The sequence below is a fragment of the Kribbella sp. NBC_00482 genome (assembly GCF_036013725.1).
GTDB lineage: Bacteria > Actinomycetota > Actinomycetes > Propionibacteriales > Kribbellaceae > Kribbella.
In genome coordinates, this window is sequence record NZ_CP107881.1 from 3,904,478 (window position 1) to 3,929,159 (window position 24,682).

Consider the following 24,682-nt stretch of genomic DNA (forward strand, 5'->3'; position numbering starts at 1 on the left):
ACCATGGGCGGTCCCGGGCGTCGTGCTGTTTTCAGACCGTCCAGCGCTGCGCCGCCGAGTTGTTGCAGGTGGCAACGGTCACGGCGTTGCCGAGGGCAGCTGGTGCGGTGAGGCAGCGGCCGCCGGTCCGGATCGTGCCGTCGCCGGGCACTGTCCATTGCTGGTTGGTGCCGCCGTGGCAGCTGTAGAGGGTCACGGCGCCGGCTTGCGTGGCGCTCGCGTCGAGGCAGCTGAACAGGGCGTGGAACGTGGAGTTCTCCGCGTGCACCCAGTTCTGGTTGTTGCCGCCGGTGCAGGTGTACAGCAGGATTGTCGTACCGTCCGAGCCGGAGACGTCCAGGCAGCCGCCGCTGCCGCGGATGTCACCTGAGTCCGAGTTGCCGATGCCGTTCTCCTGCACGGCGGTCGATCCGTTCAGTGTGACCTGGCTGTCCGCGGCGCAGCCGCTGCTCTCCGACGTGCCGGTGAAGTGCGCGGTGAGGCTGCCGCTGGTCGGCGCGCTCATCGTCAGCTTCGAGTACGGCTCGTCGTCGCAGGTGGCCTTGTCGTTGTTCCAGTCGAAGTACTCGGTCCAGCTGACCATTCCCGACGTACTGATCGTGTTCCCGGAGCCGGTCTGCAGGCTGCCGAGTTTGAACGACGTACCGGCGGTCAGGTCGCGGACTGTCACGCCGTACCAGCCGCCGCCCTCGCTCGCGACGGCGAACGCGTAGGTGTGGCCGGCGGTCGGGGCCTGGTCGAGGCGGCAACTGCCGCCGGTGCCGTCTTCCTGGAACTGGATGCAGTAGGTGCCGGCGTCTCCGGCCTTCCAGGCGGTCGAGTTCCAGAGTGAGTACAGGAACATGCCGCCGCCGTCGCGGTGGGTCTGCATGCCGGTGTACCCGCCGACGTCACCGCCGGTGAAGCCGAACTGGTTGGCCCAGTAGACGTTCGCGCGGCCGGGCGAGGCGTTGATCGTCATCTTGAACTCGGCCTGGGTGAGCGACGCGGTGTCGAACGTGTAGTTGACGTAAGTGCCGGGTGTGACGCCGACTGCCGACGCGCTACCGGGAACGAGGGCAGCGGCGAGGCCGAGAAGAGCGCACAGCAGTAAGGACTTGAGTCTCATCGGGGGTGCAACCTCCAAGCGAAGTGGGCGGGACTTCGTTAGAGAGCTCTCTGGAGTGATGATGCGCAGAGTTGCGCGTAGATGTCCAGAGGTGAGCGGTTAACGTTACACATGCTCGGAAACGAGCGTGGCCACCGTTCCTTCTTCGAGGGCCTGGAAGAGGTGCGGGAGGTCGCCGGGGTAGGCCACGTAGTCGCCCGGCAGCAGTTCGATCGGCTCGTCGGCGGGGCCGACGAGTGCGCGGCCGGAGCCGAGGATGACGTGTTCGACGACGCCGGGCATGTGCGGTTCGGACTTCCGGCCGGGGCCGGGCGCGACGACGATGCGATAGATGTCGCGGCGCGCGTTCGGCGGGCTGGACGCGACGAGCGTGGCGCTGTAGTCGGCCTGGTCGGAGTAGATCACCGGACCCTCGCCGGCGCGGATGACCTGGACCTTCGGGCGGGGCGGGTCGAGCAGCGCGGCGAACGGGGTGTCGAGCGCGACGGCCAATGCCCACAGGGTTTCGACGCTCGGGTTGCCGGTGCCGGACTCCAGCTGGGACAGCGTGGACTTGGCGACGCCGGCGCGTTTCGCGACCTCGGTCAAGGACAGGCCGGCGCGAGCCCGGTGCCGGCGCAGGGACGACGCGATCACGTCGAGTGGGGCCTTGGTGTCCATCGCTGTTCGCTCCATGTTCGATATAGCGGTCTACCTGTTCGGCTTGACGAACGGGCGGTTAGCTGTTCATCATAATGCCCATGCGTTCGATATGGCGAACACTTGATCGGGGACTCGCCCGCGACATCGGCCTGGTCTGCCTGGCCGACGGCGTCGTCGGGCTGTCGTACGGCGCGATCAGCGTCGGTGGCGGGCTGCCGTTGTGGGTGCCGGTCGTGTTGTCGATCGTGGTCTTCGCGGGCGCGTCGCAGTTCCTGTTCGTCGGGATCGTCGCGGCCGCCGGGAGCCCGATCGCGGCGATGGTCGCGGGGTTGCTGGTGAACACCCGGCACATCGCATTCGGGCTGGCGATCAGCGACGTGATCGGCAGCGGCTGGCGGCGCTGGCCGGGCAGTCACCTGATGACGGACGAGAACGTCGCGTTCGCGATGGGACAGGACGAACTGAAGCAGCGTCGGGCGGCGTACTGGGCCGGCGGGATCGGCATCTTCGTCTGCTGGAACATCGGGGTCGTGATCGGCGGGCTGGCCGGCTCGGTGATCACCGACACCGACGTCTTCGGGCTGGACGCGGCGTTCCCCGCCGTGCTGTTGGCGCTGGTCCTGCCCGCTCTCCGCGACCGATCGACACGTACGGCGGCACTCGTCGGCGTCGTGGTCGCCTTGATCGCAACGCCGTTCCTGCCGGCCGGTCTGCCGGTGCTGCTCGCGCTGGCCGGCCTGCTGTTCTACCGCGCCGGGAAGCCCGCTTTGGAGGATGCCCACTATGGATAACACTCCGCTGCTCCTGGTCGCGATCGGGGTGCTTGCTGTGGGCACCTTTTCGATGCGGTTCGCGGGGCCGGTGCTGCGCAGCCGGTTCGAGGTGCCGGAGCGCGCACAGCAGGTGCTCGCCGCTGCCGCGATCGTTCTGCTGACCGCGCTGATCGCCACCTCCGCCCTGACCGACGGCCACGGCCCGGCAGGAATCGCCCGCCCGGCCGGCGTGCTGGTCGGCGGCATCCTCGCCTGGCGCAAGGCACCCTTCGTCCTGGTAGTCGTCGCAGCCGCCGCAACCGCAGCCGGCCTACGCCTCCTCGGTGTGCCGTAAACCGCCAGTGGTTGCTCTTTGGTGCAAACGCGGGACGATGGCGAGTTTGGTGGGCGGGTGGGCGTCGTGGGTGTGGTGGCCTCTGCTGCAGAGGCGGTCGATGATCATCTCGACGGCACGTTTGCCCAGCGCAACGCGGTCCGGCGCGACGGCACTCAGACCGCCGGCAGGGTTGCTCGGGAGCCCGTCGTCGTACGAAAGGATCGACACCTGCCCGGGTACGTCGACGTCGTGGTCCTCGAGGAACTCCCGGGCGGCGACCGCGTCCTCGTCGGTGTGCACGAAAAGCGCCGTCGGCTCCTGACTGCGGAAGATCTGCTCGAGCGCACTCGTCAGCACACGTCGCTGGTCGGGGGATCGTTGCAGGCGGGTGATCCCGAGCGTCACCTCGCGTGCCGGTGCGATCGTGGCGCCGTACGCCGATGCTGTTCGAAGCAACGCCGGCGCGGTCGGGGTGTCGCGGATGAGGCAGTGGATCGTCCGGTGTCCGAGGGCAGCAAGGTGATCGAGGCCGAGGACGGCTCCGGTCTCATGGTCGGTGAACACGTGATCCACGGGCGAGCGGGCAGCGGCAACGGACGTCGCCGGGTCGAGGTCGCGAACCCACGTGAGCTCCCACGGCCGTTCGATCAGCACAACCGGTACGTCGGTGCGGCACAGCTGACCCCAGCTCGCTGCCGGTAGATGCGGCGTGACGAGCAGCCCGTCGAGCTCCAGGCTGGTGATCCGCGCGTAGCGCGCTGCCGCGAGGTCGTCCGTGTAGTCGTAGTCGGCCTCTACCAACGTGCAGCCACTGACGGCCGCTGCCTGTTCCGCGCCCGCGAGGACGGCATCGAAGCAATAGCCCCGAGTCGGGACCAGGATGCCCAGCCGCAGCTGCGCCGACGCAGGTGCGGGGCGACGTCCAGCACCGACCGCACCGCCATGGACGCGGGTGAGCCGTCCTTGCATGGACAGTTCCTCGATGTCCCGCTGAATTGTCCGGACGCTCGCTCCCAGGGCGGTCGCTGCCTCGAGGGCGGACACCGAGCCCGTGCGCTCGATCCACTTGACCAGAAGCTCTCTGCGCTGTGACCCGAGAAGCTGCCTCATGCTCCCAGGACGATACGTGAGGACGTGTCGTCTTTTGTCCGAATCGGCGCGCCGCAGTCGGGAGCCGTGGTGACCTGTCTGCGGAGGTGTTCAGCATGAGACTGAAGATCGCGCTGGCGTTCGTGGTACTGCTTGTCGCCTCGGCGCTCACCAGTGCCAACGCGTTGGCAGCAGGGTCCTCGTACTACGTCGACTGCTCAGCGACGAGCGGCGGTAACGGCAGTCAGACCTCGCCGTGGAACTCCCTTGCGACGGTCAACGCGCATGCGTTCACGGCCGGAGACAAGTTGCTCTTCGCCCGGGGTGTGACCTGCGCCGGCCAGCTGAAACCGTCGGGCTCCGGAACCGCCGCCGCGCCGATCACCGTCGACGCCTACGGAGCCGGCAGCGCGCGCCCGATCATCGCGGGCGGTGGAACCGTGTACGCCGCGATCCACCTGTACAACGTCCAGTACTGGGAGATCCGTGGCCTGGAGGTCACCAACCAGGGCGCCACGGTCGCCGAGCGGAACGGGATCCTGGTCGAGCTCGCCGACTTCGGCACCGGCTCGCACTACGTCGTCGGCAACGTCTACGTGCACGACGTCAACGGCGGCGACACCAAGAACAGCAACGGCATCCAGTTCCGGGTCAGCGGGACGACGACACCGACGCATTTCAACGGCGTCACCGTCGAGAACTCCGAGATCTACCACGTCGATCGCGAAGGTCTCACCACTTCGTCCAGCTGGGGCTGCCGCGCGATCTACGCGTGTACGTCCGGGCCGGTGTGGACCGCGAATACCAACATCGTCTTCCGGAACAACCTCATCCACGACATCGGGGGAGACGGCATCGTTCTGCGCATCGGCGCCGACGCGGTCGTCGAGCACAACACGGCGTACGACATCTGGATGCGCTCGGCGGGTAACAACGCCGGTATCTGGACCATCAACAGCGACCGGACCCTGGTGCAGTACAACGAGGTCTACCGGGTGCGCCGGCCGTGCTGCAACGACGGTATGGCGTTCGACTCCGACGGCGGCAACCGGGGCGTGATCTTCCAGTACAACTTCAGCCACGACAACGAGGGCGGGTTCGTCCTGTTCTGCGGCTGTTCCAGCGGCTGGAGCACCTCCGGCACCATCGTGCGGTACAACCTCTCGATCAACGACAAGTCCCGCATCCTGTATGCCGCCGGTGAGAGCGCGGCGCAGATCTACGGGAACACGTTCTACCTTCCCAGCGGATCGACGACGAAGGTGATCGAGGACAACGGCTCCGCGTCCACCAAGGCGACCTGGACGAACAACGTCATCTACAACCTCGGGAGCGGCGGCTACGACCAGGCCGCGAACTACGTGTTCCGCGGAAACCTCTACTACGGCAGCCATCCGTCGTCGGAGCCGGCAGATCCGTACAAGTCGATCGCGAACCCCCTCCTCGTCGCGCCAGGCAGTTCGTCCCCGGACGGGTACAAACTGGGACCCGGATCGCCCGCCCTGCGGACCGGGCTGAACCTGGTCGGATCGAGTCCCAAGGACTACTTCGGCAGCTCTGTCCCGGTCGCCTGCAGGCCGGACGCCGGATTCCACCAGCGCTCGACCTTCGACGACACAGCCTGCGCCGGGACGAACCTGGTCCAGAACGGCGGGTTCGAATCCGGTGCGACGTCCAACTGGAGTGTGACGTCCGGCCGCGCGTTCATCGCCACGGACACCGTGCACAGCGGTGCGAAGAGCCTGAAACTCGGGCCGTCCCAGGCGAGCGCCGAGCAGGTCGTCGCGGTGCAGCCCAACACGACGTACGTACTGTCCGGCTGGGGCCGGATCTCCGCCTACGACACGGAGCTCGTGATCGGCGCGAAGGCCTTCGGTGGTACGTCGGAGGTCCGGGCACCGGCCTTCGTCAACACGACGTGGCGCGGCGGAAGCGCCACCTTCACCACCGGCCCGAGTACGACGACAGCAACGGTCTACTGCTTCACCCGAGCAGGCGCCGGGTTCGGCTACTGCGACGATCTGACCGTCACGCGACAGTCTCCGTAGCCACCTGCACCAGATAGCGTGCGGGTATGACGCACCCCGGGGCTCCGGCCGAGAAGTCGATCCTGCCGAAGATCGCCATCGCGTGTTTCGTCCTCGGTGCGCTCGTGGTCGGGTTCTTCGTGTGGCGGATCGTCGTGACCGCGCCGCGGACGCCGCAGCCGATCGAGAACGGGGGCGTGCACCTGAAGAAGGAAGGGCTGACGATCTACGCGTCGATCCCGGTGCTGACCCCGCCGTGCGAGGTGCAGGACGGAGGAGGCAACGACGTACCGATCAAGCCGCCGACCGGGTCGGAGACGATCACGATCAACGGCGAGAGCTGGTACGTCGTCGCGCGGTCGACGCAGACCGTGCCGCCCGGGGACTACAGCATCTCGTGCACCGACGACGAGACCAGCGCGACCTACGCGGCCGGACCGAAGTCGTCCGTCTTCGCGTTCGTGCTGTCGATCCTCGGCGTGGTCTTCTCGATGCTGATCTTCGGCGGACTCGGCAGCACGCTCCTGGTCGTCGGAGTGGTCAAGAAGCGCAGGCGCAATCGTCCGACGAACACCTTCCCCTCCCAGCCAGGTGCCCCCGGCAACTACCCGCAGCAGAACCACACCTTCCCGGCGCCACCGCCGTACAACCCAGGTCCGAACCCGGACCGCCCGCAGGACAGGTGAAGCGATGGATCTCGACTGGCCCGGATGCCGCAACGTTCGCGACGTGGGCGGCCTGCCGACCGCTGACGGACGCGTCGTGCGCGAGGGCGTGCTGATCCGTGCGGAAAGCCTGCAGTACCTGAACGCGGACGGCGTCGAGGCGGTACGCCGGTCCGGGGTCAGCCGGATCCTGGACCTCCGCGGTGACAGTGAGGTCGCCATCGCGCCGACGCCGTTCACGGGTACGCCGTTGGCGGTGCGGCAATCGCTCGTGGATCCGGCGGACCCGGACCACGGGCAGCCGACGATCATCGCGGCGTGCACGTGGATGCTGGACAAGCGGCCGGAGTTGTTCGCGGCCGCGGTGAAGGCGATCGCGGACGAGCCCGACGGCGCCGTGGTCGTGCACTGCCACGGCGGCAAGGACCGTACCGGCATGGTCGTCGCGCTGGCGCTCAGTGTGGCCGGCGTACCGGAGGACGAGATCGTGGCCGACTACTACCTCACGCAGTCGCGGCTCGCGCAGTGGCTGGAGGAGCAGCTCGCCGAGGAACCCGACGTCGCGAAGCACCCGGAGATGATCGAGTTCCGCGACACCCGGGCCGAGTCGATCGTCGCGATCCTGCGGCATCTGGACGAGAACTACGGCGGCCCGGAGGCATACCTGCGGCACGGTGGTCTGACCGACGAGGACCTGAAGAAGCTGAGAGCCCGCTTAGTCGACTGACCTGCGTCACGGGTGCGTCACGGAGCGCAGTACATTGGCGCAATGCCAACCGCCGCAGACACCGATGCCGCGGCGTTGGCGCGGCGCTACGGACTGTCCAAGAGCTCCGTCCGCCCACCGCTCCGCGCGTACCTGCAAGAGTTGTGGAGCCGTCGCCAGTTCGTCATCAGTTATGCGACCGCACGCACGTACGCGATGTACGCCGGTGCTCGCCTCGGGTCGATCTGGCAGGTGCTGACGCCGCTGCTCAACGCGGCGGTCTACTACCTGGCCTTCGGGGTCCTGCTCGGCACGAAGAACGGGATCGACAACTACGTCGCGTTCCTGCTCAGCGGGATCTTCGTCTTCACCTTCACGCAGCGCTGCATGACCGAAGGCTCGCGATCACTCGCGCTGAACCTGTCGCTGATCCGCACCCTGCACTTCCCGCGCGCGACCCTCCCACTCGCCTACGTGCTGAACGAGCTCAACCAGATGCTGGTGTCGCTCGGCATCCTGTTCGTGGTCGTCGGGTTCACCGACGGACCGGCGTGGCGCTGGCTGCTCGTCGCACCGGCGATGCTGCTGCAGATCATGTTCAACATCGGGATCACGCTGGTCTTCGCGCGGATCGGGACGTTCGTCTCCGACATCACGCAACTGCTGCCGTTCGTCACCCGCACCTGGCTGTACGCGTCCGGGATCTTCTTCTCGCTGCCGGCCAAGCTGACCCAGATCGACGCGCCGGGCTGGGTCGTCCAGGTGCTCGCGTTCAACCCGATCTCGGCGTACATCGACATCATCCGGCGGTCGTTGCTCGAGGAACACGAAGCGAACCAGTTGCCGCACGCCTGGGCGATCGCGATCGTCTGGTCGTTCGTGATGCTGGCAGCGGGTTTCTGGTACTTCTGGCAGGCGGAGGACCGCTATGGCCGTGGCTGATTCCGGGGCAGAACCGACGGTCATCGCGGACCGCCTGGACATCGTCTACAAGGTGATCGCCGGGCAGGGCGGCAAGGGTACGGCGGCGACCGCGCTGCGCCGGATCGTGAAGCGCCAGGACCGGCCGACGATCCGCGAGGTGCACGCGGTCAAGAACGTCAGCTTCACGGCGTACAAGGGCGACGCGATCGGCGTGATCGGGCGCAACGGCTCCGGGAAATCCACGATGCTGCGCGCGATCGCCGGCCTGCTGCCGCCCGCGTCCGGGGCCGTCTACACCGGCGGCCGGCCGTCGCTGCTCGGCGTCAACGCGGCGATGATGAACGACCTCACCGGCGACCGCAACGTCGTCCTCGGCTGCCTCGCGATGGGCATGTCCGCGGCCGAGGTCCAGCGCCGGTACGACGAGATCGTCGACTTCTCCGGCATCGGCGACTTCATCGACCTGCCGATGTCGACGTACTCCTCCGGGATGGCGGCCCGGTTGAAGTTCGCGATCGCGTCCGCGAAGACGCACGACATCCTGCTCGTCGACGAGGCCCTGGCGACCGGTGACGCCGAGTTCCGGGTCCGGTCGGAGCGCAAGATCAAGGAGCTCCGCGACCAGGCCGGCACGGTGTTCCTGGTCAGCCACAGCCTGGACGTGGTGCAGGAGACCTGCAACCGCGCCCTCTGGCTGGACGCCGGCGTCCTGAAGCTCGACGGCCCCGTCGACGAAGTCGTGGCCGCCTATATCAAGTCCACCCGCAGCTAGACGGCCTTCGGCTTTTCGCGGAGGCCGATGAGGAAGCCGAGGCCCCAGGAGACGTGCATGGTCGCGCAGACCATCGGGAGCCAGGCCAGCGCCTTCCACGGCAGGTAGCGACCCTCGACGGCCGAGCCGAAGAGCAGCAGTACGGCGTACCCGATCGGGGCCAGGAAGCCGAGGTCCAGCCAGCTGATGCCGGTGGCCAGGCCGATGATGCCGAGGATGGTGCCGACGGCCAGCGCGATGACCGCGACCGGCGGTGCCAGGTACCGCTTGCTGGCGGTCTCCGGGTGTCGGCGGATCACCTCGCGGCGCCACTGGCCGGTGTGGAAGAACTGCTTCGCCACCGCGGACAGCGACGACCGCGGCCGGTACGTGACGGACAGGTCCGGGCTGAACCAGATCAGGCCGCCGGTCTTGCGGATCCGGTAGTTCAGCTCCCAGTCCTGGGCCCGGTGCATGGTCTCGTCGAACCCGCCGACCCGCTCCAGCGCGGCCCGCCGGAACACCCCGAGGTACACGGTGTCGGCCGGGCCGGGCTTGCCGCCCTGGTGGAACGTCGACGCACCCAGACCCAGCCGGGAGCGGTACGCGCAGGCGACCGCCATCTCGGTCGGGGTCCGGCCCTCGGCGGCCATCACGCCGCCCACGTTGTCCGCGCCGCTCTCCTCCAGCACCTCGACCGCGCGGGTGATGTACCCGTCGGTGAGCGCGCCGTGCCCGTCGACCCGGACCAGGATGTCGTGCTTGGCGTGCGCGATACCGACGTTCAGCGCGGCCGGCGTCTTGCCGGTCGGGTTCGGCACGATGCTGATCCGGTGGTCCTTCTCGGCCAGCTTGTCCGCGATCTCCTGGGTCCGGTCCTTGCTCGGGCCGATCGCGAGGACGACCTCCAGGTTGCCGGGGTAGTCCTGCTCGAGGACGCGCCCGACCGCCTCCTCGAGATGGCGTTCCTCGTTCAGCACGGGCATCACGACGGACACGGGTGGCCAGTGGGACAGCGGCATATCAGGTCAGGCCTTACAGATCGATGCGACGTCGTCGACGCCAGCGGCGGGTGTGGTCGGAGAGCTTGTTGGCTTCTTGGTGGTTCCGGTGCTCGGCTTCTTGGTCGTACTGGTGGTGCTACGCGGAGTACTCGAAGTCTTACCGTCTCCTCCCGAGCCCTCCTTGTCCAGCGATTCGGACTTGGCAATCGCCTCGGCGACCTTCGTCCGGATCAGCGCGAAGTCCGGGTCGCCGGTGTGGATCACCGGCGGGACCGCGGAGAAGCTTGACACCGGCAGCTTCTTCGCGTCCAGCGCGAGATCCGTGAAAGTGCCCAGTTCACCCGCCGGGATGTTGGTCTTGACCACCTGTTTGCTGGCCGACGCGATGCCCTGGAACTTGGTCAGCACGGTCTGCGGGGACAGCTGGTTCAGCATCGCGGACATCACGCACTTCTGCCGGGCCATCCGCTCGTAGTCCGACGACTCGGCCCGGGAGCGGGCGAACCAGAGCGCGTGGTACCCGTCCAGGTGCTGGTTCTTGCCGGCCTCGATGTAGCCCTTGATCGGCGAGCTGCCGCCGCCGATCGGGACCCGCTTGCCGATGTCCAGGGTGATGCCGCCGACCGCGTTGAGCAGGTCCCGGAAGCCGGCCAGGTCGATCAGCACGTAGTAGTTGAGCTTCAGCCCGGTGACCGCCTCGACGGCCTGCATGGTTGCGGTCTCACCGGGGTTCGCGTCGCCGGGGAACAGGTTCTTGTGGTTGGCGGCGTAGGTGTAGACGGCGTTCAGCAGGCACTCGGCGGCGCACTTGTTCCACTGGAAGCCCTCCGGGAACTGCTTCGCCATCGCCGTACCGGCAGGGAACGGCACCTTGGCGAGGTTCCGCGGGAGGCCGATCAGGACCGTCCGGCCGGTGTCCGCGTCGATGCTCGCCACCGTCATGCTGTCCGGCCGGGTGCCGATCCGGTCCGCGCCGGAGTCGCCGCCCATCAGCAGCACGTTGTAGCGGCCCTTGTCGGCCTTCGACTTCTGCCCGCTGCCGAACACGCTGGCGACGAAGTCGCGCTGGGTGTTCACGATCACGCTGGCGTAGATCAGGGCGCCGACGACGACGAAGATCAGGGCGCCGTCCATGATGCTGGTCATCAGGCGGTGGTTCCGCTCCAGCGTCAGCGGCTGACCGAGCCGGTACGCGTCCACGAACAGCGCCGCCCAGCCGATCGCGAGCAGGATCAGCAGCACCTGGACGATCCGCAGCGTGCCCGGGCGGGCCAGGATGTTGATCGTGCCGGACCGCCAGATCAGGCCCAGGATCACGAAGAAGATCACGATCGCGACCAGGCCGGCGACCACCCGCCAGACCCAGCGGCCGGCCTTCCGGGAGCCCGCGACGATCTGCGCCGATCCGGGCAGGATCAGCGTCATCAGCAACAGCGTCAGCGCCCGCTTGAACCGCACCGGCTCGCGGAGGTTGCGCAGGTCTGGTGTCTCCTGCGGCATGACGTCCTTCCGTTCTCAATCCGGGCGGCGGGCTGCTGCCGACCGTACCTTGTCGTTCCTCGTCACCAGGTACGACGTGCCGGGGTGGGCGATGGTTCGAGACCGGGCGGATCCGGAAACGAAGAGTAGCAGTCCTGACACGGAGCGCAGGAAAACCCCTGCGATGACCCTGTGGACAGCCGGTTTCACGCAACTGTGATGGTGACCGGCCGGGGGATGGGTTACGAAGTTGCTGCAAGCACAAACAGTGAGGAAACCGCCCCCATGAAACTGTTCCGTACGCTCCTGGCCGCCACCGCGGTCGCGACTACAACCCTTCTCGGCACCAGCTCCGCCCAAGCCGCGGCACCTGGCGCCGACTTCACCGGGATCGCCGCGCTCAGCAACTGCTCCGCGTCCCTCGTCCGGTACGCCGAATCGGTCGGCACCGACAAGGCGCTCGTCCTCACCAACGGGCACTGCTACGAGGGCGGGTTCCTGCAGCCCGGCCAGGTCCTCGTGAACAAGGCGTCGACGCGCTCGATCACGCTGCTCAAGCCGGACTCCAGCCGGGCCGGAACCGTCAGCGCCACCAAGATCCTGTTCGGCACCATGACCAAGACCGACATGATCGTGTACCAGGTCAACGAGTCCTACGCGTCGATCAAGAGCCGCCTGAACGTTTCCCCGTTGACGCTGGCCAAGCAGGGCCCCGCGGACGGCGCCGGCATGGCCGTGGTGTCGGGGTACTGGAAGCGGATCTACACCTGCTCGGTGCAGGCGACGATCCCGCAGCTCCGCGAGGGTGACTGGACCTGGCAGAACTCGATCAAGTACCAGCAGCCCGGCTGCGAGACGATCGGCGGTACGTCGGGATCGCCGGTGGTCAGCACCTCGACCGGTGAGGTGATCGGCGTCAACAACACCGGGAACGAGGACGGCGAGCAGTGCACGGTCAACAACCCGTGCGAGGTCGACGCCGACGGCAACGTCACCGTCGAGCAAGGCGCGGCGTACGGCCAGCAGACCTGGTGGCTCTACACCTGCCTGACCGCGAACCGGACCATCGACCTGAACAAGTCCGGCTGCCAGCTCCCGAAGCCGGCCCGCCGTCACTGACCGCGATTCGAACAGTTTGAACAGAAAGTAACGATGCCTGCGGGGTGACGCAGTGCACTTCGATATCCGGTAACGTCGCCCCGCATGGCAGTCGACTCCGCTACTGATCCCGTCGTCACGACCGGTTGGCCGAGCCCGTTCGGTGTTCGGACCCGGTTGGTCGCGTCCAGCGCGCTGATGCTGTTCGTCGAGCTCGCGCTGATCCGCTGGACCGGGTCCAACGTCGTCCATCTCAGTTACTTCTCGAACTTCGTGCTGCTCGGCTCGTTCCTCGGGATCGGGATCGGCGTACTGCGCTCCGGCCGGGCGAAACGGCTGCCGTACTATTCGCCGATCATGCTGGGCCTGCTGGTCCTGGTGATCGCGTGGAAGCCCGTCACGGTCAACCGCGGCAGTTCGTCGAGCGTCATCTACTTCACCAGCCTGAACACCACCGGCCCGCCGGTCTGGGTGATCCTGCCGATCGTCTTCATCGCGGCCGCCGTGGTGCTGGCCGGTCCTGCCGAGCTGGTCGGCCGTTGTTTCGCGGAGCTACCGCGACTGACGGCGTACCGGTTCGACCTGGTCGGATCGCTGATCGGGATCATCGCGTTCACCGGGCTGTCGTTCCTGGGCGCTCCGCCGATCTGGTGGGGCCTCATCGTCACGGTCATGTTCGCGGTGCTGATGATCCCGCGGTCTTCCGGAACCGGTCGGCGGGCAGTCGCCACCGGGTTGAGTGCGGCGATGGTGCTGGCCCCGCTGCTCGTGATGCTCGGGGTGCTGTTCAAGGAGTCGACGAAGGCGGACAACAGCTGGTCGCCGTACTACAAGGTGCAGACGAAGAAGTCCACCTGGGAAGGCGTGCCGCTGCTGACCATCACGGTGAACGGCGTACCGCACCAGCAGGCGATCCCGGCCGACGCGCGCCTGCAGTGGGAGCCGCAGTACGGGCTGCCGTACGAGCGGGCGAACGCCGGCAAGGCGCCGAAGAACGTGCTGATCATCGGCGCCGGCTCGGGTTCGGACGTGGCGATCGCGCTGAAGAAGGGCGCGCAGCACGTCGACGCGGTCGAGATCGACCCGCGGATCCGGGACCTCGGCAAGGCGCTGCACCCGGACCGCCCGTACCAGGACCCGCGGGTGAGCTCGCACATCGACGACGGGCGGGCGTTCCTGTCCCGGACCGACAAGAAGTACGACCTGATCCTGCTGGCGCTGCCGGACTCGCTGACGCTGGTCAACGGCGCGAGCTCGCTGCGGCTCGAGAGCTACCTGTTCACGCAGCAGGCGTTCGAGTCGGCGCGTGACCACCTGAACCCGGGCGGCGCGTTCGCGATGTACAACTACTACCGCGAGACCTGGCTGATCGACCGGCTCGCGTCGACGGCGCAGCACGCGTTCGGGCACAAGCCCTGCGTGGACAAGATCGGCGACGGTCTGCAGCAGGCGGTCGTGACGGTCGGTCTGACCGAGCAGGACCAGGCGTGTGCCGCCGAGTGGCCCGGTGCCACCGCGGAGACGCCGCCGCCGGCGACGGACAACCGCCCGTTCCTGTACCTGTTCACGGACCGGATCCCGTCGCTCTACCTGGTCACGCTCGGGCTGATCCTGGTCGCCGGCCTCGTCGGCGTCGGGATCGCCGGCGGCGGGGCGTCGTACAAGCGGATGCGTCCGTACGCGGACCTGTTCCTGCTCGGCGCCGGCTTCATGTTGCTGGAGACGAAGAGCATCACCGGATTCGCGTTGCTGTTCGGTACGACGTGGGTCGTGAACGCGATCGTGTTCGCCGGCGTGCTGGTGGCGGTGCTCGCGGCGGTCGAAGTGACGAGACGGTTCAAGACACCACCGATCAAGGTGCTGTTCGCCGTGCTGTTCGGCGGGCTCGCGTTGTCGTGGGTGTTCCCGGACAGCTGGCTGCTGGGGATGCCGGTCGGGTTGCGGGCGCTGGTCGCGGTGCTGATCGCGTTCCTGCCGATCTTCGCGGCGAACGTGATCTTCGCGAAGCGGTTCACCGACACCGCCGACGGTACGGCGTCGTTCGGCGCGAACCTGCTCGGCGCGATGCTCGGCGGCTGCCTCGAGTACGCGGCCCTGATCATCGGCTTCCACGGCCTGCTGATCATCGCCGCCCTGCTGTACGTCGGAGCGTTCCTGCTCACACCGAAAGTCAGATCGGTCGCCAAGTGAGCGATCTGGCCGACTACTACCGCAGGCGTGCCGGTGAGTACGACGCGGTGTACGAGAAGCCGGAGCGGCAGGAGGACCTGGCTCGTCTGCGGGCCCTCCTGCCGCCGCTCGTCGCGGGTCGTTCGGTCCTGGAGGTTGCCGCCGGCACCGGTTACTGGACGACCGCGCTGGCGACCACCGCGGAGTCGATCGTCGCGACGGACCTGAACGACGAGACGCTCGCGGTTGCACGGACGCGGTCCTACGGCCCGGCCGACGTACGTTTCGAGACCGCGGACGCGTACGACCTGGCCGCGGTCCCGGGGCGCTTCGACGCGATCTTCGCGGGGTTCTTCTGGTCCCATGTCCCGCGCGCCGATGTACGCCGGTTCGCCGCGAGCCTGCTGGAGCGGGTGGAGCCGGGTGGCGTGGTGATCCTGGCCGACAACCTGTACGTGGAGGGCAGCAACTATCCGATCACCCGGACGACGGACGGCGGCGACACGTACCAGACCCGGCAGCTGTCGGACGGGCGCACGTTCGAGGTGCTGAAGAACTTCCCGTCGCGGGAGGAGCTCGCGGCGCAGGTCGCGCCGGCCGAGGTGGAGTGGACCGAGCTGGCTTACTTCTGGCTGGCAACTGTCTGCTAATTGGTACAGGTTCGGCCCGTTGACGGGGTCCCGGCCAGATTCTGGTGGCAGGATCTGAGACATGACGTGGCTCGTGACTGGTGGTGCCGGATACATCGGGGCGCATGTGGTGCGCGCCTTCCGCAACGACGGGATCGACGTGGTCGTGATCGACGACCTGTCGAGCGGGAAGGCGGAGTTCGTCCCGGACGGGGTGCCGTTCGTGCAGGCGAACCTGCTCGACGGTACGGCGGTACGCAAGGCGCTGGACGGCGTCGAAGGCGTCGTCCATCTCGCGGGGTTCAAGTACGCCGGGGTCTCGGTGCAGCGGCCGCTGCACACGTACACGCAGAACGTGACCGCGATGGTGTCGCTGCTCGAAGCGATGGCGGACAAGGAGATCCGCAACCTCGTGTTCTCGTCCAGCGCCGGTGTCTACGGGACGCCGAAGGACGAGGTCGTCACCGAGGACACCGCGCCCGACCCGCAGTCGCCGTACGGCGAGTCGAAGCTGATCGGGGAGTGGCTGCTCCGCGACCAGGCGGCCGCGACCGAGCTGCACCACACCTCACTGCGCTACTTCAACGTCGTGGGGTCCGGTGACCCGACGGTGTACGACGCCTCGCCGTACAACCTGTTCCCGATCGTCTGCGACCTGCTCACGCAGGGGAAGGTGCCGCAGATCTACGGCAACGACCACCCGACCCCGGACGGTACGTCGGTCAAGGACTACGTGCACGTCGCCGACCTGGCCCGCGCCCACGTCGCGGCCGCCCGCGCGCTCGAGTCCGGGAAGGCCCTCGAACCCGTCTACAACCTGGGCAGCGGCACCGGTACGTCGGTCCGCGAGATCATGGACGCCGCCCGCCGGGTCACGGGAATCGACTTCACCCCGACCGAGGGCCCACGCCGCCCCGGCGACCCGTCCCGCGTCGTTGCCAACGGCGACCTGGCCACCCGCGACCTCGCCTGGCAGAACACCTACACGGTCGACGACATGTTCGCCACCGCCTGGGAAGCCTGGCCGAAGCGCTGAATCGTGGTCGAGGGTCCGGACCGGCTGTAGCCTGTGGCGCAGTTCACTGAGCTGCCCGTGCACGGGCACAGATCGAGGGGTGCGATCCATGAGTCACGAGAGCCTGCCGCAGTTCCTGGCGAAGATCGATCTCTTCGAGGGGCTGTCCAAGGACACGCTGTCCGACCTGATCGAGCGTGGCACCACGTTGAAGGTTCCGGCCGGCAGCCATGTGGTCGAGCAGGGTGCGCACGACGCCGGCCTGCAGGTAGTGATGGCGGGCTCGGCCGCCGTGGAGGTCAACGGCGTCGTCCGTGAGCCGCTGGAAGTCGGGGGCTACTTCGGCGAGATCTCGCTGATCGACGGCCTGCCGCGGTCCGCGACGGTGGTGGCCGGGCCGGACGGGCTGACCACCTTCGCGCTGTCCGCGCTCGCGTTCGAGCCGGTCGTGAAGGAGAACCCGGAGGTCGCCCAGGCCCTGCTCAAGGCCCTGACCGCCCGGATCCGCAGCCTCGAGTCCCAGAGCTGAGTCGATTTGGGAGCGGGCGCGCGATGAGTGAGGAACGCAAGGTCGTCACGGTGCTGTTCTGCGACCTCGTCGGCTTCACCACCGCGTCCGAGTCCGCCGACCCGGAGGATGTCCGGCGTTGGCTGGCGCCGTACCACTCGACCCTGCGGCAGACGGTCGAGCGGTACGGCGGGACGGTCGAGAAGTTCGCCGGGGACGCCATCCTGGCCGTCTTCGGCGCACCGCGGTCCCGCGAGGACGACGCCGAACGGGCGGTCCGGGCCGGCTTGGCGATCCTCGAGGCGGTGCGGACGCTGCCGGACGGGCCGCTGGAGGTCCGGATCGGCATCGAGACCGGTGAGGCGCTGGTCCAGCTGACCGCGCGACCCGAGCTCGGCGAGCCGTTCGTCACCGGCATGGTCGTGAACCTCGCCGCCCGCCTGCAGTCCTCCGCGCCGATCGGCGCGGTCGTCGTCGGGCACGGCACCCACGAGGCAACGAGTCGCGTCTTCGGCTACGACGCGCTGGAACCCGTTGCGGCCAAGGGAATCAGCCGTCCGGTCGAACGCTGGCAGGCCGGCTCGCCGCGAGCGCGCTTCGGTACGGACGTCATCCGCGACCTCAGTACGCCGATGGTCGGCCGGCAGCGCGATCTGACCTTGCTGTGCACGGCGTTCGAGAAGGCCCTCGCGGAGCGGGTGCCGCAGTTCGTCACGCTGCTCGGCGAGCCGGGTATCGGCAAGTCGCGCCTGGTCGCGGAGTTCGGCGCCTGGCTGGACCAGCACGACGAACTCGTCACCTGGCGCGAAGGCCGGTCGCTGCCGTACGGCGAGACGCCGTTCGGGCCGATCGCCGAGATCTTCAAGGTCCAGGCCGGGATCCTGGACACCGACCCGCCGGCGCAGGCCGTGGCCAAGCTCGACGCGATCGTGCCGGACGGCGCGGACCGTGCCTGGCTGCGGGCCCGGGTCGGGCCCTTGGTCGGCGCCGACCAGTCCGCTCATCCGGAGTCGGCGGCCCAGGAGGAGTCGTTCGCGGCCTGGCGGCAACTGCTGGAGTCGTTCGGCGAGCAGTCGCCGGTGGTCCTGGTGTTCGAGGATCTGCACTGGGCGACGGACGCGATGCTCGCCTTCGTCGATCATCTGGCCGAGTGGCTGACCGACCTGCCGCTGCTGGTCGTCGTCACCGCCCGCCCCGAGCTGCTCGAACGCGGACCGCAGTGGACCCGCGGGGTCCAGAACTCCCTCACCGTCGGCGTCGCGCCGCTGACCGCGGACGAGACGGATCAACTCCTGAGCCGGATGTTCGGCGGTCAGGACGTGCCGGCCGAGATCCGCCGGCGCCTGGTACGCCGTGCCGACGGCAACCCCTTGTATGCCGAAGAACTCGCCCGGGTCGTGGCCGACTGCGGCCCGGACCAGGCCGGCTCGGCCGACCTGCCGATCGGCATCGCGGCGCTGATCGCGGCCCGCCTGGACACCCTGGAGCCGGATCGCAAGGCCTTGCTCGCGGACGCCGCCGTGATCGGTCCGGTGTTCTGGGCCGAAGCCGTCGCGGCGCTGTCCGACCGTGATCCGGGCCAGGTGGTCCAGGCGCTGCAGGAGCTGGCCCGCAAGGAGCTGGTGCGTCCGGTCCGGCGGTCGTCGATGCTGGGCCAGCACGAATACACCTTCTGGCATGCCCTGACCCGCGACGTCGCCTACAGCCAGGTGCCGCGCGCGGCTCGATCGGCACGGCACCTCGCCGCCGCCGACTGGCTCGAGCTGCGTTGCGCTGCCTGTCAGGCCGAGACGCCGAACCTGATCGCCTACCACCTCAGCACGGCTCTGGACCTTGCCGCGGCACTGGGCGACCCGGAGGCGGCCGCGGCGATCGCTCCCCGGGCGCGTGAGTACCAGCTGATGGCCGCGGAACTGGCGATGAACCTCGACACCAACGAGGCGCTCGCCCTGCTCGACCGCGCGCTGGCCCTGAGCCCGGCCGGCGATCCCGAACGTCCCACGGTCCTGCTGCGCTGGGGCTGGGCGGCTTTCCAGGCGGGCCGCCTCGACGACGCCCAGGCCGCGTACCTCGAGGCGATCGCCGGATTCGAGGCGATCGGGGACATCCGCGGAGTCGCGCTCGCGTTGCGAGCCTCGACGTACTCGCTGAGCAGCATGGAGGAGAGCTTGGCGACGGTCGACCGGGCGGTCGGGATGCTCGAGGCGCTCGGGCCGAGCGAGGATCTGGCGCTGTTGCTCTCCGGCCAGGCGAGCATCCGCGTGGTCGCGAGCCGCTATCAGGAGGCGATCGACTCGGCGAACTCTGCCCTGCGGATCGCGACCGAGCAGGGGTACGCCGTACCGCACCGGGCCCTGGAGTCGCGTGGGCTCGCCCGGGTCGGTCTGGGGGACACCGGTGGGCTGGTCGACGTCAAGGAGGCGCTGACGGCGCTGCTCGAGGGCGGTGGGGGGCGCGATGCGGCGGTGACGTGGCTGAACTACGGCTGGGTGCTGTGGCAGATCGAGGGACCGGTGGTTGCCTTGGGCGAGCTGGAAGCGGCTCGCGAGTTCTCCGCCCGGCGCCGGCTGGCCGAGATGGTGGAGCAGATCGGCTGTACCGTCCTGCAGTTGATGATCGAGACCGGTCGGTCGGCCGAGGTGATCGCGGCGTGCCAGGCACAGCTCGAGCACCCCTCACCGGCGTTCACCCTGTTGCGGCGCATCGAGGTCCTCGGCGCGCTGGCGGTGGCGGAGGCCGAGGCCGGCCTCTCGGGCGCTCGCGATCACGCCGAGGAGGCGTACCGGCTGGCCGTGGAGGCGGGCTGGCCGGACATGATCGCGGTCGCGGCCTCGCCCGCGGCGACGACGCGTGCGCGCGACGGCGACCGGGACGGCGTCCTGGAGATCCTGCAGTTGCTGACCTCGCTGGCCGGGCTGCACGGCAGCATCGAATTCGATGTCCGCCTGCCGTCCTTGGTGCGCGCGGCACTCGCCGCCGGCCACGCCGACGCCGCGGCCGTCCTCGTGGACTTCGTCGAGCCGGTGCTGCCGATGCGCGAGTACTCGGCGACCACGGCTGAGGCGCTGCTCGCCGAACACCGCGGCGACACCGAGACCGCGGCCGCCGGGTTCACGCGCGCCGCCGCGGACTGGGGCGCCTTCGGCAACAAACTCGAACAGTCCCACGCCCTCCGCGGCCTCCACCGCACCACGGGCGACCCGGCCGCCCTGACACAAGCCGAGCAGCTGTTCAGACCCCTGGATACTCCTTCTTGAAGGGGCCTGTGGTGGTTAGGTCGAGGACGCCGGGGCCGGTGAGGACGCCGCCTTCTACGGGGAGGGTGTGGCCGGTGATCCAGGAGGCGTCGTCGGAGGCGAGGAACGCGACGGCGGCGGCGATGTCCTCGGGCTCGCCGATGCGGCCGAGCGGGTACATCTTGCCGAACTTCTCCAGGGTGTCCGGCTGATTGTCCCAGTTCGGCGTCCGAATGGTGCCGGGGGCAACCACATTGAAGCGGACGCCGAGGTTGCCGTAGCGGGCGGCGTAGTTGACCGTCATCGCGATCTGTCCGGCCTTGGCGGCGGCGTACTCGATGTTGCCGAAGGCGGCGATCCCGTTCACCGAGCTGATCGTGACGACGTTGCCGCGGTTCTTCACCAGCTCCGGCAGCGCGGCCTGGATGCAGCGCGATGCGCCGACCAACGTGAGGTCGAGTTGCGCGTGCCACTCCTCGGCGGTGGCGTCCTCGGGAACGGATTGAACGATGCAGCCGCCGGCGTTGTTCACCACGACGTCCAGGCGGCCGAACCGCTCGACCGCGGCCGCGACCGCCGCGTCGACGTCGTCCCGGCTCGTCACGTCGACCCGGATCCCGAGCGCGTTCGAGCCGATCTCCTGCGCGACTTCGGTGACCTTCTCCTCCTGGAGATCGGTCACCACCACCGACGCGTCTTCAGCGGCCAGCCGCCGCGCGACCGCCGAACCGATACCCTGCGCCGCCGCCGTAACCAACGCAACCTTGCCCTCGAACCGTCGCACTACCCCTCCAGAACTCGGTCGACCTTCTCGTCCGAAACCCGGCGCTCCAGTTTGGCGGCGTCCAGGTTGCGGCAGAGCACGATCGAACCACCCCCGGAGATCACGCCGATCAGCAGGGCCAGGCCGTCGCGGTCCGTCAGCGTGCGCGTCACGAGGATCCGGTCGCTCACGGGTTCCGCCGTACCGATCAGGTCTTCGTGGGTGAGGTCGTCGTACGCCGGGGAGGCAGCCGTCGGCGGGTCGAACGGGACGAACACGTCCGGATGGTTGTAGACCTCGGCGCCGTAGTCCTGGACGCCGTCGGGGATCGGCTCGCGGAAGCGGCCACCGAGCGGGAGCAGCGCGGAGGCGACGGTCTCGCGCTCGCCGCGGACCGCGAAGTCCGGGCCGGTGATCGCGAGGGTGCCGGTGCCGCTGGTCAGGGAGGCGCCGACCGACCAGGTGGACAGCGCCCAGACCACGCCGAGCCAGTGCGGCGGCAGGCCGATCGCGACGGTCTCGCCGGCCTCCAGGTCGTACTCGTCGACGAGCAGGTTGGCGGTCTTCGCGACCCAGTTCGCGGTGGTGACCGCGCTGAGCTCGATCCGTTCGCCGGTCGTGTCGTCGTAGTAGGTGAGGAACGGGGCGCCGCCGTCCCGGCGGACCGCGGCCGCGAACAACTCGGGCAGGACTCGTGACATATGGCCCAGCCTACGGTTCGCGGACCGACGTACGTTGGACGGGGATTGACCGGAAAGAAGGCTTGTCATGATGCCAGAGCTCGCGCTGCCCGAAGGCGGCGAATGGATCGTCATCCTGGTCATCGTCGTGCTGCTGTTCGGCGCCAAGAAACTCCCCGAGCTGACCCGGAACGCGGCCCGTGCGATGAAGGAGTTCGACAAGGCCCGCAACGGCGACGACGAACCCGGACCCCAGTTGGCGCCCCAGCAACCCGCGACCCCCACCCCCGCAGCGGGTGCGCCGCCCACCCCCTCATCGCAGTCACCGGTCGACGGGTCAGGTGGGCGCGTTGACCTCCAAGGCGGCGGTGCGCAGGGCGGCAGCCAGTAGGGCTGTTGGCTCGGGCATCCGGCCGGGGAGCCGGGCGAGGATCGTACGGCGCAACTCCTGCGGCCCGCCCCGTACCGTGACCACCCGCACACCCGGTGGCACCGCGGAGGCCATCGACGCGGAGATCGTCGTGAGCCCCGCCCCGGCCGCGACCAGCTGAAGCTTCGCAAGCCAGTCGCGCACCGTATGCGCGATCACCGGCCGCTCGTCCAGCCCCGGCCAAACGCCCATCAGCAGCTCGCTGCTCGACGCCGGCCCGGCGATCCACCGCTGACCCCGTAGGTCCGCGACGTCCACCGAATCGGACGCCGCGAGCGGATGCCCGGTCGGCACCGCCAGCCGCAGGCTCCGCTCCGCGAGCGTCTCCAACTTCAACGCCGGCGACTCGGCATCCGGCGGACGGAACGGCGGAACGGACGCGATCACCGCGAGATCGATCGTCCCGGCCCGGAGCGCCCGGACCAGTGCGGGCGTGGATCCTTCCCGCGTCGTCACGGTGATCGCCGGGTGCGTACGGCGTACAGCGCTGATTGCCCGCGGCAACAAGACCGCGCCGGCGCTCGGGAACCAGCCCAGCCGCACGGTCCCGCCCGCGACCGGGAGGCCGGCCAGCTCGCGGGCTGTCGCGTCGATCTGGTCGAGGACGGCTGCGGCGTTCCGGAGTACCACCTGTCCAGCATCGGTGAGAGCGACGCCTTCGCGGCGGCGTTCGAGGAGTTGGTTGCCCGCGGCGCGTTCGAGGGTGGCGATCTGGCGGGAGACGGCCGACTGTGTGTAGCCGAGCGCGGTGGCCGCGGCTGTGAACGTGCCGCGCTCGGCGACCTCCCGGAACACGCGCAGGGCGACCAGCGAGACGTCGGTGAAGTCCATGACGTTTACGCATACCACATGTGCTGAAGTTTCGTTGGAGTCATACCGGCTGCAGATCTACGTTGAACACATGACAGAACAACGCATCGCTTTGGTCACCGGCGCCAATCAAGGCATCGGATATGCACTGGTGGAAGAACTGGCACAGCGGATGAACCCGGAGGACTTGGTTCTGCTCACCGGCAGGAACCCGGAGCGGGTCGCCGCCGCGGCAGCCCGAGTGGAAGGAAGGGCGCGGGTCGAAGGGCGCGTGCTGGACGTGACGGACGGGGACGCCGTACGGCGGTTGGCAGCCGAGCTGGGCGCTGTGGACATCGTGGTGTCCAACGCGGTCGGGCCGTTGCAGCCTGGGGTGACAGCCGTGGAGCAGGTGGACGAGTTCGCCGATGTGGCGAACCTCGGGGCCCAGTTTATGCTGCGGGCGTTCGGGCCGATCCTGCGGCCCGGCGGACGGTTGATCGTGGTGGCCAGTTCGCTGGGGACGCTGGAGCAACTGCCTGAGCACCTGTGGGGACGGTTCGAGGAGGTCTCGCTGGAGGACGTGGAGAAGGTGGTGGAGGAGTGGCGTACGGCGGTCCACGACGGTACGGCGCAGGCGCAGGGCTGGCCGGAGTGGATCAACCTCCCGTCGAAGGTGGCGCAGGTCGCCGCGGTGCGCGCGGTCGCGGCCGAACGACGGGAGCGGGACCTCGCCGAGAGCACCCTGGTGGCCTCGGTCTGCCCGGGGCTCGTCGACACCCGCGCGTCCCGCCCGTGGTTCGAGGACTTCAGTCAGGCGAAGTCGCCGGCCGATGCCGTCGTACCGATCGCCGACCTGATCCTGGCCGACGCCGTCGATCCGGACCTCTACGGCGAGCTGATCCGCGACGGCCAGGTGGTCGCCTGGAAGCCGTCCACCCCTCGGTAAGGCCCTCGTCCACCCTCGTTGGTTAGGCTAGCCTAACTTCTGTGAGCGGTACGACGATACGCGGTGAGATCAGGCGTCTGACGCGATCCGGCGACTCCCGGGTGATGTGCCCGGTCCGGGTCGAAACCGTCGAACCACTGACGCCACGCTTCAGCCGGGTGACCGTGCAGGGCGACGGCCTCGCCGCGTACCGCACGATCTGCCCGGCCGACGCGTTCAAGCTGGTGATCCCGCCGGACGGCATCGGCAGCGTCCGGATGCCGAAGGTGAGTCCGACCGGGGCGCCGGTCTGGCCGGAGGACCGTCCGACGCCGCTGACCCGGGGATTCACGGTGCGGACGTTCGACCCGGACACCCGCCGGCTCACGTTCGACGTCGCGCTCCACGGCGCCGGTCTGGCGATCACCTGGCTGACGAGCACCCGCCCGGGCGACACCGTCGTACTGCTCGGGATGCGTCGGGAGTTCCACGCCGGGGACGTCGACCATCACCTGCTGATCGGCGATTCCAGCTCGTTACCCGCGATCGCGAGCATCGTCGAGAGTCTCGACGTACCGTCAACCGTTTTCCTGCAGGCGGAGACGCCGGCCGAGCGGTCGCTGGTGAAGGGCGACGTGCAGTGGATCCACTCGCCGCCCGTCACCGGTCCGGGTAGTGCGCTGGAGCAGGCAGTCCGGTCGTTCCGGCGACCGGCCGGGCGCCTGCAGGCGTGGTGCGCGGCGGAGGCGGGAGTCGTCCGCTCGATCCGCCCGTACCTTGTCGACGAGCTCGGTGTGAGTCGTGACGACCTGCATACGGTCGCGTACTGGATCGCCGGCGAGTCGGCGGAGCGCAGCGACGTGGTCCGGATGCAGGCGTTCGCCAAAGCGACTGAAGAAGGGCTCGACGCCACCGACCCCGCGGTGCTGCAGGCGCTGGAGTTCTCATAAGGT

At 68.7% G+C, this 24,682-nt stretch carries 24 protein-coding genes; 16 read left to right on the forward strand and 8 right to left on the reverse strand.

The window, feature by feature from the left end:
- Positions 1-31 precede the first annotated feature (31 nt).
- Positions 32-1,108: a ricin-type beta-trefoil lectin domain protein gene (locus OHB24_RS19270; protein WP_327640447.1), complete on the reverse strand. Its 1,077-nt coding sequence runs from the start codon at positions 1,106-1,108 to the stop codon at positions 32-34.
- 105 nt (positions 1,109-1,213) lie between these two features.
- Positions 1,214-1,768 carry a helix-turn-helix domain-containing protein gene (locus tag OHB24_RS19275; protein ID WP_327640448.1) on the reverse strand — a complete coding sequence of 185 codons (555 nt, stop codon included), beginning with the start codon at positions 1,766-1,768 and terminating at the stop codon, positions 1,214-1,216.
- 80 nt (positions 1,769-1,848) lie between these two features.
- On the opposite strand from OHB24_RS19275, the gene OHB24_RS19280 reads away from it, so the two are divergent.
- Complete coding sequence (locus OHB24_RS19280) at positions 1,849-2,541, forward strand: AzlC family ABC transporter permease (RefSeq protein WP_327640449.1); 693 nt, start codon at positions 1,849-1,851, stop codon at positions 2,539-2,541.
- The gene (locus OHB24_RS19285; RefSeq protein ID WP_327640450.1) at positions 2,534-2,857 is read left to right on the forward strand and encodes an AzlD domain-containing protein; all 324 of its coding nucleotides are present in this window, start codon (positions 2,534-2,536) and stop codon (positions 2,855-2,857) included. Before OHB24_RS19280 ends, OHB24_RS19285 begins: the two co-directional genes overlap by 8 nt.
- On the opposite strand, the gene OHB24_RS19290 is transcribed toward OHB24_RS19285, so the two are convergent.
- Positions 2,834-3,949: a substrate-binding domain-containing protein gene (locus OHB24_RS19290; RefSeq protein WP_327640451.1), complete on the reverse strand. Its 1,116-nt coding sequence runs from the start codon at positions 3,947-3,949 to the stop codon at positions 2,834-2,836. The genes OHB24_RS19285 and OHB24_RS19290 overlap by 24 nt on opposite strands.
- Before the next feature lie 95 nt (positions 3,950-4,044).
- Between OHB24_RS19290 and OHB24_RS19295 the strand changes: the two genes are divergently transcribed.
- The 5 genes from OHB24_RS19295 to OHB24_RS19315 are packed head-to-tail and all read left to right on the forward strand — an operon-like array spanning position 4,045 to position 9,022.
- A complete protein-coding gene (locus OHB24_RS19295; protein WP_327640452.1) occupies positions 4,045-5,976 on the forward strand; it encodes a carbohydrate binding domain-containing protein in 1,932 nt (643 codons plus the stop codon).
- Between the two features lie 26 nt (positions 5,977-6,002).
- Complete coding sequence (locus OHB24_RS19300; RefSeq protein WP_327640453.1) at positions 6,003-6,641, forward strand: hypothetical protein; 639 nt, start codon at positions 6,003-6,005, stop codon at positions 6,639-6,641.
- Between the two features lie 4 nt (positions 6,642-6,645).
- Positions 6,646-7,347 carry a tyrosine-protein phosphatase gene (locus OHB24_RS19305; RefSeq protein ID WP_327640454.1) on the forward strand — a complete coding sequence of 234 codons (702 nt, stop codon included), beginning with the start codon at positions 6,646-6,648 and terminating at the stop codon, positions 7,345-7,347.
- A 42-nt stretch (positions 7,348-7,389) separates the two neighbouring features.
- Entirely contained in the window at positions 7,390-8,268 is an 879-nt protein-coding gene (locus OHB24_RS19310) for an ABC transporter permease (RefSeq protein ID WP_327640455.1), read from the forward strand.
- Positions 8,255-9,022: an ABC transporter ATP-binding protein gene (locus tag OHB24_RS19315; protein ID WP_327640456.1), complete on the forward strand. Its 768-nt coding sequence runs from the start codon at positions 8,255-8,257 to the stop codon at positions 9,020-9,022. The genes OHB24_RS19310 and OHB24_RS19315 overlap by 14 nt, the downstream gene beginning before the upstream one ends.
- Here the strand turns inward: OHB24_RS19315 and OHB24_RS19320 are convergent.
- Entirely contained in the window at positions 9,019-10,023 is a 1,005-nt protein-coding gene (locus OHB24_RS19320) for a glycosyltransferase family 2 protein (protein WP_442913977.1), read from the reverse strand. The genes OHB24_RS19315 and OHB24_RS19320 overlap by 4 nt on opposite strands.
- A 6-nt stretch (positions 10,024-10,029) precedes the next feature.
- Positions 10,030-11,505, reverse strand: coding sequence for an LCP family protein (locus OHB24_RS19325; protein WP_327640457.1), 1,476 nt, complete (start codon positions 11,503-11,505; stop codon positions 10,030-10,032).
- A 264-nt stretch (positions 11,506-11,769) separates the two neighbouring features.
- On the opposite strand from OHB24_RS19325, the gene OHB24_RS19330 reads away from it, so the two are divergent.
- The 6 genes from OHB24_RS19330 (at position 11,770) to OHB24_RS19355 (ending at position 20,160) form a co-directional block, all read left to right on the forward strand.
- Positions 11,770-12,603: a S1 family peptidase gene (locus OHB24_RS19330; protein ID WP_327640458.1), complete on the forward strand. Its 834-nt coding sequence runs from the start codon at positions 11,770-11,772 to the stop codon at positions 12,601-12,603.
- An 84-nt stretch (positions 12,604-12,687) separates the two neighbouring features.
- Positions 12,688-14,772, forward strand: coding sequence for a spermidine synthase (locus OHB24_RS19335; protein WP_327640459.1), 2,085 nt, complete (start codon positions 12,688-12,690; stop codon positions 14,770-14,772).
- Positions 14,769-15,401, forward strand: a complete 633-nt coding sequence (locus OHB24_RS19340) for a class I SAM-dependent methyltransferase (RefSeq protein ID WP_327640460.1) — start codon at positions 14,769-14,771, stop codon at positions 15,399-15,401. Before OHB24_RS19335 ends, OHB24_RS19340 begins: the two co-directional genes overlap by 4 nt.
- Positions 15,402-15,462: 61 nt before the next feature.
- A complete protein-coding gene (gene galE, locus OHB24_RS19345) occupies positions 15,463-16,416 on the forward strand; it encodes a UDP-glucose 4-epimerase GalE (RefSeq protein ID WP_327640461.1) in 954 nt (317 codons plus the stop codon).
- Between the two features lie 88 nt (positions 16,417-16,504).
- Positions 16,505-16,924, forward strand: a complete 420-nt coding sequence (locus OHB24_RS19350) for a cyclic nucleotide-binding domain-containing protein (protein WP_327640462.1) — start codon at positions 16,505-16,507, stop codon at positions 16,922-16,924.
- Between the two features lie 23 nt (positions 16,925-16,947).
- Entirely contained in the window at positions 16,948-20,160 is a 3,213-nt protein-coding gene (locus tag OHB24_RS19355; protein ID WP_327640463.1) for an AAA family ATPase, read from the forward strand.
- On the opposite strand, the gene OHB24_RS19360 is transcribed toward OHB24_RS19355, so the two are convergent.
- Both OHB24_RS19360 and OHB24_RS19365 read right to left on the reverse strand, forming a co-directional pair.
- A complete protein-coding gene (locus OHB24_RS19360) occupies positions 20,135-20,923 on the reverse strand; it encodes an SDR family NAD(P)-dependent oxidoreductase (RefSeq protein WP_327640464.1) in 789 nt (262 codons plus the stop codon). The genes OHB24_RS19355 and OHB24_RS19360 overlap by 26 nt on opposite strands.
- A complete protein-coding gene (locus OHB24_RS19365) occupies positions 20,923-21,603 on the reverse strand; it encodes a TIGR03089 family protein (RefSeq protein WP_327640465.1) in 681 nt (226 codons plus the stop codon). The genes OHB24_RS19360 and OHB24_RS19365 overlap by 1 nt, the downstream gene beginning before the upstream one ends.
- Before the next feature lie 67 nt (positions 21,604-21,670).
- On the opposite strand from OHB24_RS19365, the gene OHB24_RS19370 reads away from it, so the two are divergent.
- A complete protein-coding gene (locus tag OHB24_RS19370; RefSeq protein WP_327640466.1) occupies positions 21,671-21,973 on the forward strand; it encodes a twin-arginine translocase TatA/TatE family subunit in 303 nt (100 codons plus the stop codon).
- Here the strand turns inward: OHB24_RS19370 and OHB24_RS19375 are convergent.
- Complete coding sequence (locus tag OHB24_RS19375; RefSeq protein ID WP_327640467.1) at positions 21,920-22,843, reverse strand: LysR family transcriptional regulator; 924 nt, start codon at positions 22,841-22,843, stop codon at positions 21,920-21,922. The genes OHB24_RS19370 and OHB24_RS19375 overlap by 54 nt on opposite strands.
- A gap of 70 nt (positions 22,844-22,913) precedes the next feature.
- On the opposite strand from OHB24_RS19375, the gene OHB24_RS19380 reads away from it, so the two are divergent.
- Together OHB24_RS19380 and OHB24_RS19385 are read left to right on the forward strand one after the other, a co-directional pair.
- Entirely contained in the window at positions 22,914-23,750 is an 837-nt protein-coding gene (locus tag OHB24_RS19380) for an SDR family NAD(P)-dependent oxidoreductase (RefSeq protein WP_327640468.1), read from the forward strand.
- A gap of 41 nt (positions 23,751-23,791) precedes the next feature.
- Entirely contained in the window at positions 23,792-24,679 is an 888-nt protein-coding gene (locus OHB24_RS19385; protein WP_327640469.1) for a siderophore-interacting protein, read from the forward strand.
- Positions 24,680-24,682: the final 3 nt, after the last annotated feature.

What these genes read in the sequence shown, in the direction of transcription:
- OHB24_RS19325 (WP_327640457.1), bottom strand. Translation starts at nt 11,505, where the DNA reads ATGCCGCAGGAGACACCAGACCTGCGCAACCTCCGCGAGCCGGTGCGG.
- OHB24_RS19295 (WP_327640452.1), top strand. Translation starts at nt 4,045, where the DNA reads ATGAGACTGAAGATCGCGCTGGCGTTCGTGGTACTGCTTGTCGCCTCG.
- OHB24_RS19300 (WP_327640453.1), top strand. Translation starts at nt 6,003, where the DNA reads ATGACGCACCCCGGGGCTCCGGCCGAGAAGTCGATCCTGCCGAAGATC.
- OHB24_RS19305 (WP_327640454.1), top strand. Translation starts at nt 6,646, where the DNA reads ATGGATCTCGACTGGCCCGGATGCCGCAACGTTCGCGACGTGGGCGGC.
- OHB24_RS19330 (WP_327640458.1), top strand. Translation starts at nt 11,770, where the DNA reads ATGAAACTGTTCCGTACGCTCCTGGCCGCCACCGCGGTCGCGACTACA.
- OHB24_RS19335 (WP_327640459.1), top strand. Translation starts at nt 12,688, where the DNA reads ATGGCAGTCGACTCCGCTACTGATCCCGTCGTCACGACCGGTTGGCCG.
- OHB24_RS19365 (WP_327640465.1), bottom strand. Translation starts at nt 21,603, where the DNA reads ATGTCACGAGTCCTGCCCGAGTTGTTCGCGGCCGCGGTCCGCCGGGAC.
- OHB24_RS19370 (WP_327640466.1), top strand. Translation starts at nt 21,671, where the DNA reads ATGATGCCAGAGCTCGCGCTGCCCGAAGGCGGCGAATGGATCGTCATC.
- OHB24_RS19275 (WP_327640448.1), bottom strand. Translation starts at nt 1,768, where the DNA reads ATGGACACCAAGGCCCCACTCGACGTGATCGCGTCGTCCCTGCGCCGG.
- galE (WP_327640461.1), top strand. Translation starts at nt 15,463, where the DNA reads ATGACGTGGCTCGTGACTGGTGGTGCCGGATACATCGGGGCGCATGTG.
- OHB24_RS19380 (WP_327640468.1), top strand. Translation starts at nt 22,914, where the DNA reads ATGACAGAACAACGCATCGCTTTGGTCACCGGCGCCAATCAAGGCATC.
- OHB24_RS19320 (WP_442913977.1), bottom strand. Translation starts at nt 10,023, where the DNA reads ATGCCGCTGTCCCACTGGCCACCCGTGTCCGTCGTGATGCCCGTGCTG.
- OHB24_RS19355 (WP_327640463.1), top strand. Translation starts at nt 16,948, where the DNA reads ATGAGTGAGGAACGCAAGGTCGTCACGGTGCTGTTCTGCGACCTCGTC.
- OHB24_RS19375 (WP_327640467.1), bottom strand. Translation starts at nt 22,843, where the DNA reads ATGGACTTCACCGACGTCTCGCTGGTCGCCCTGCGCGTGTTCCGGGAG.
- OHB24_RS19270 (WP_327640447.1), bottom strand. Translation starts at nt 1,108, where the DNA reads ATGAGACTCAAGTCCTTACTGCTGTGCGCTCTTCTCGGCCTCGCCGCT.
- OHB24_RS19310 (WP_327640455.1), top strand. Translation starts at nt 7,390, where the DNA reads ATGCCAACCGCCGCAGACACCGATGCCGCGGCGTTGGCGCGGCGCTAC.
- OHB24_RS19280 (WP_327640449.1), top strand. Translation starts at nt 1,849, where the DNA reads ATGCGTTCGATATGGCGAACACTTGATCGGGGACTCGCCCGCGACATC.
- OHB24_RS19285 (WP_327640450.1), top strand. Translation starts at nt 2,534, where the DNA reads ATGGATAACACTCCGCTGCTCCTGGTCGCGATCGGGGTGCTTGCTGTG.
- OHB24_RS19290 (WP_327640451.1), bottom strand. Translation starts at nt 3,949, where the DNA reads ATGAGGCAGCTTCTCGGGTCACAGCGCAGAGAGCTTCTGGTCAAGTGG.
- OHB24_RS19350 (WP_327640462.1), top strand. Translation starts at nt 16,505, where the DNA reads ATGAGTCACGAGAGCCTGCCGCAGTTCCTGGCGAAGATCGATCTCTTC.
- OHB24_RS19315 (WP_327640456.1), top strand. Translation starts at nt 8,255, where the DNA reads ATGGCCGTGGCTGATTCCGGGGCAGAACCGACGGTCATCGCGGACCGC.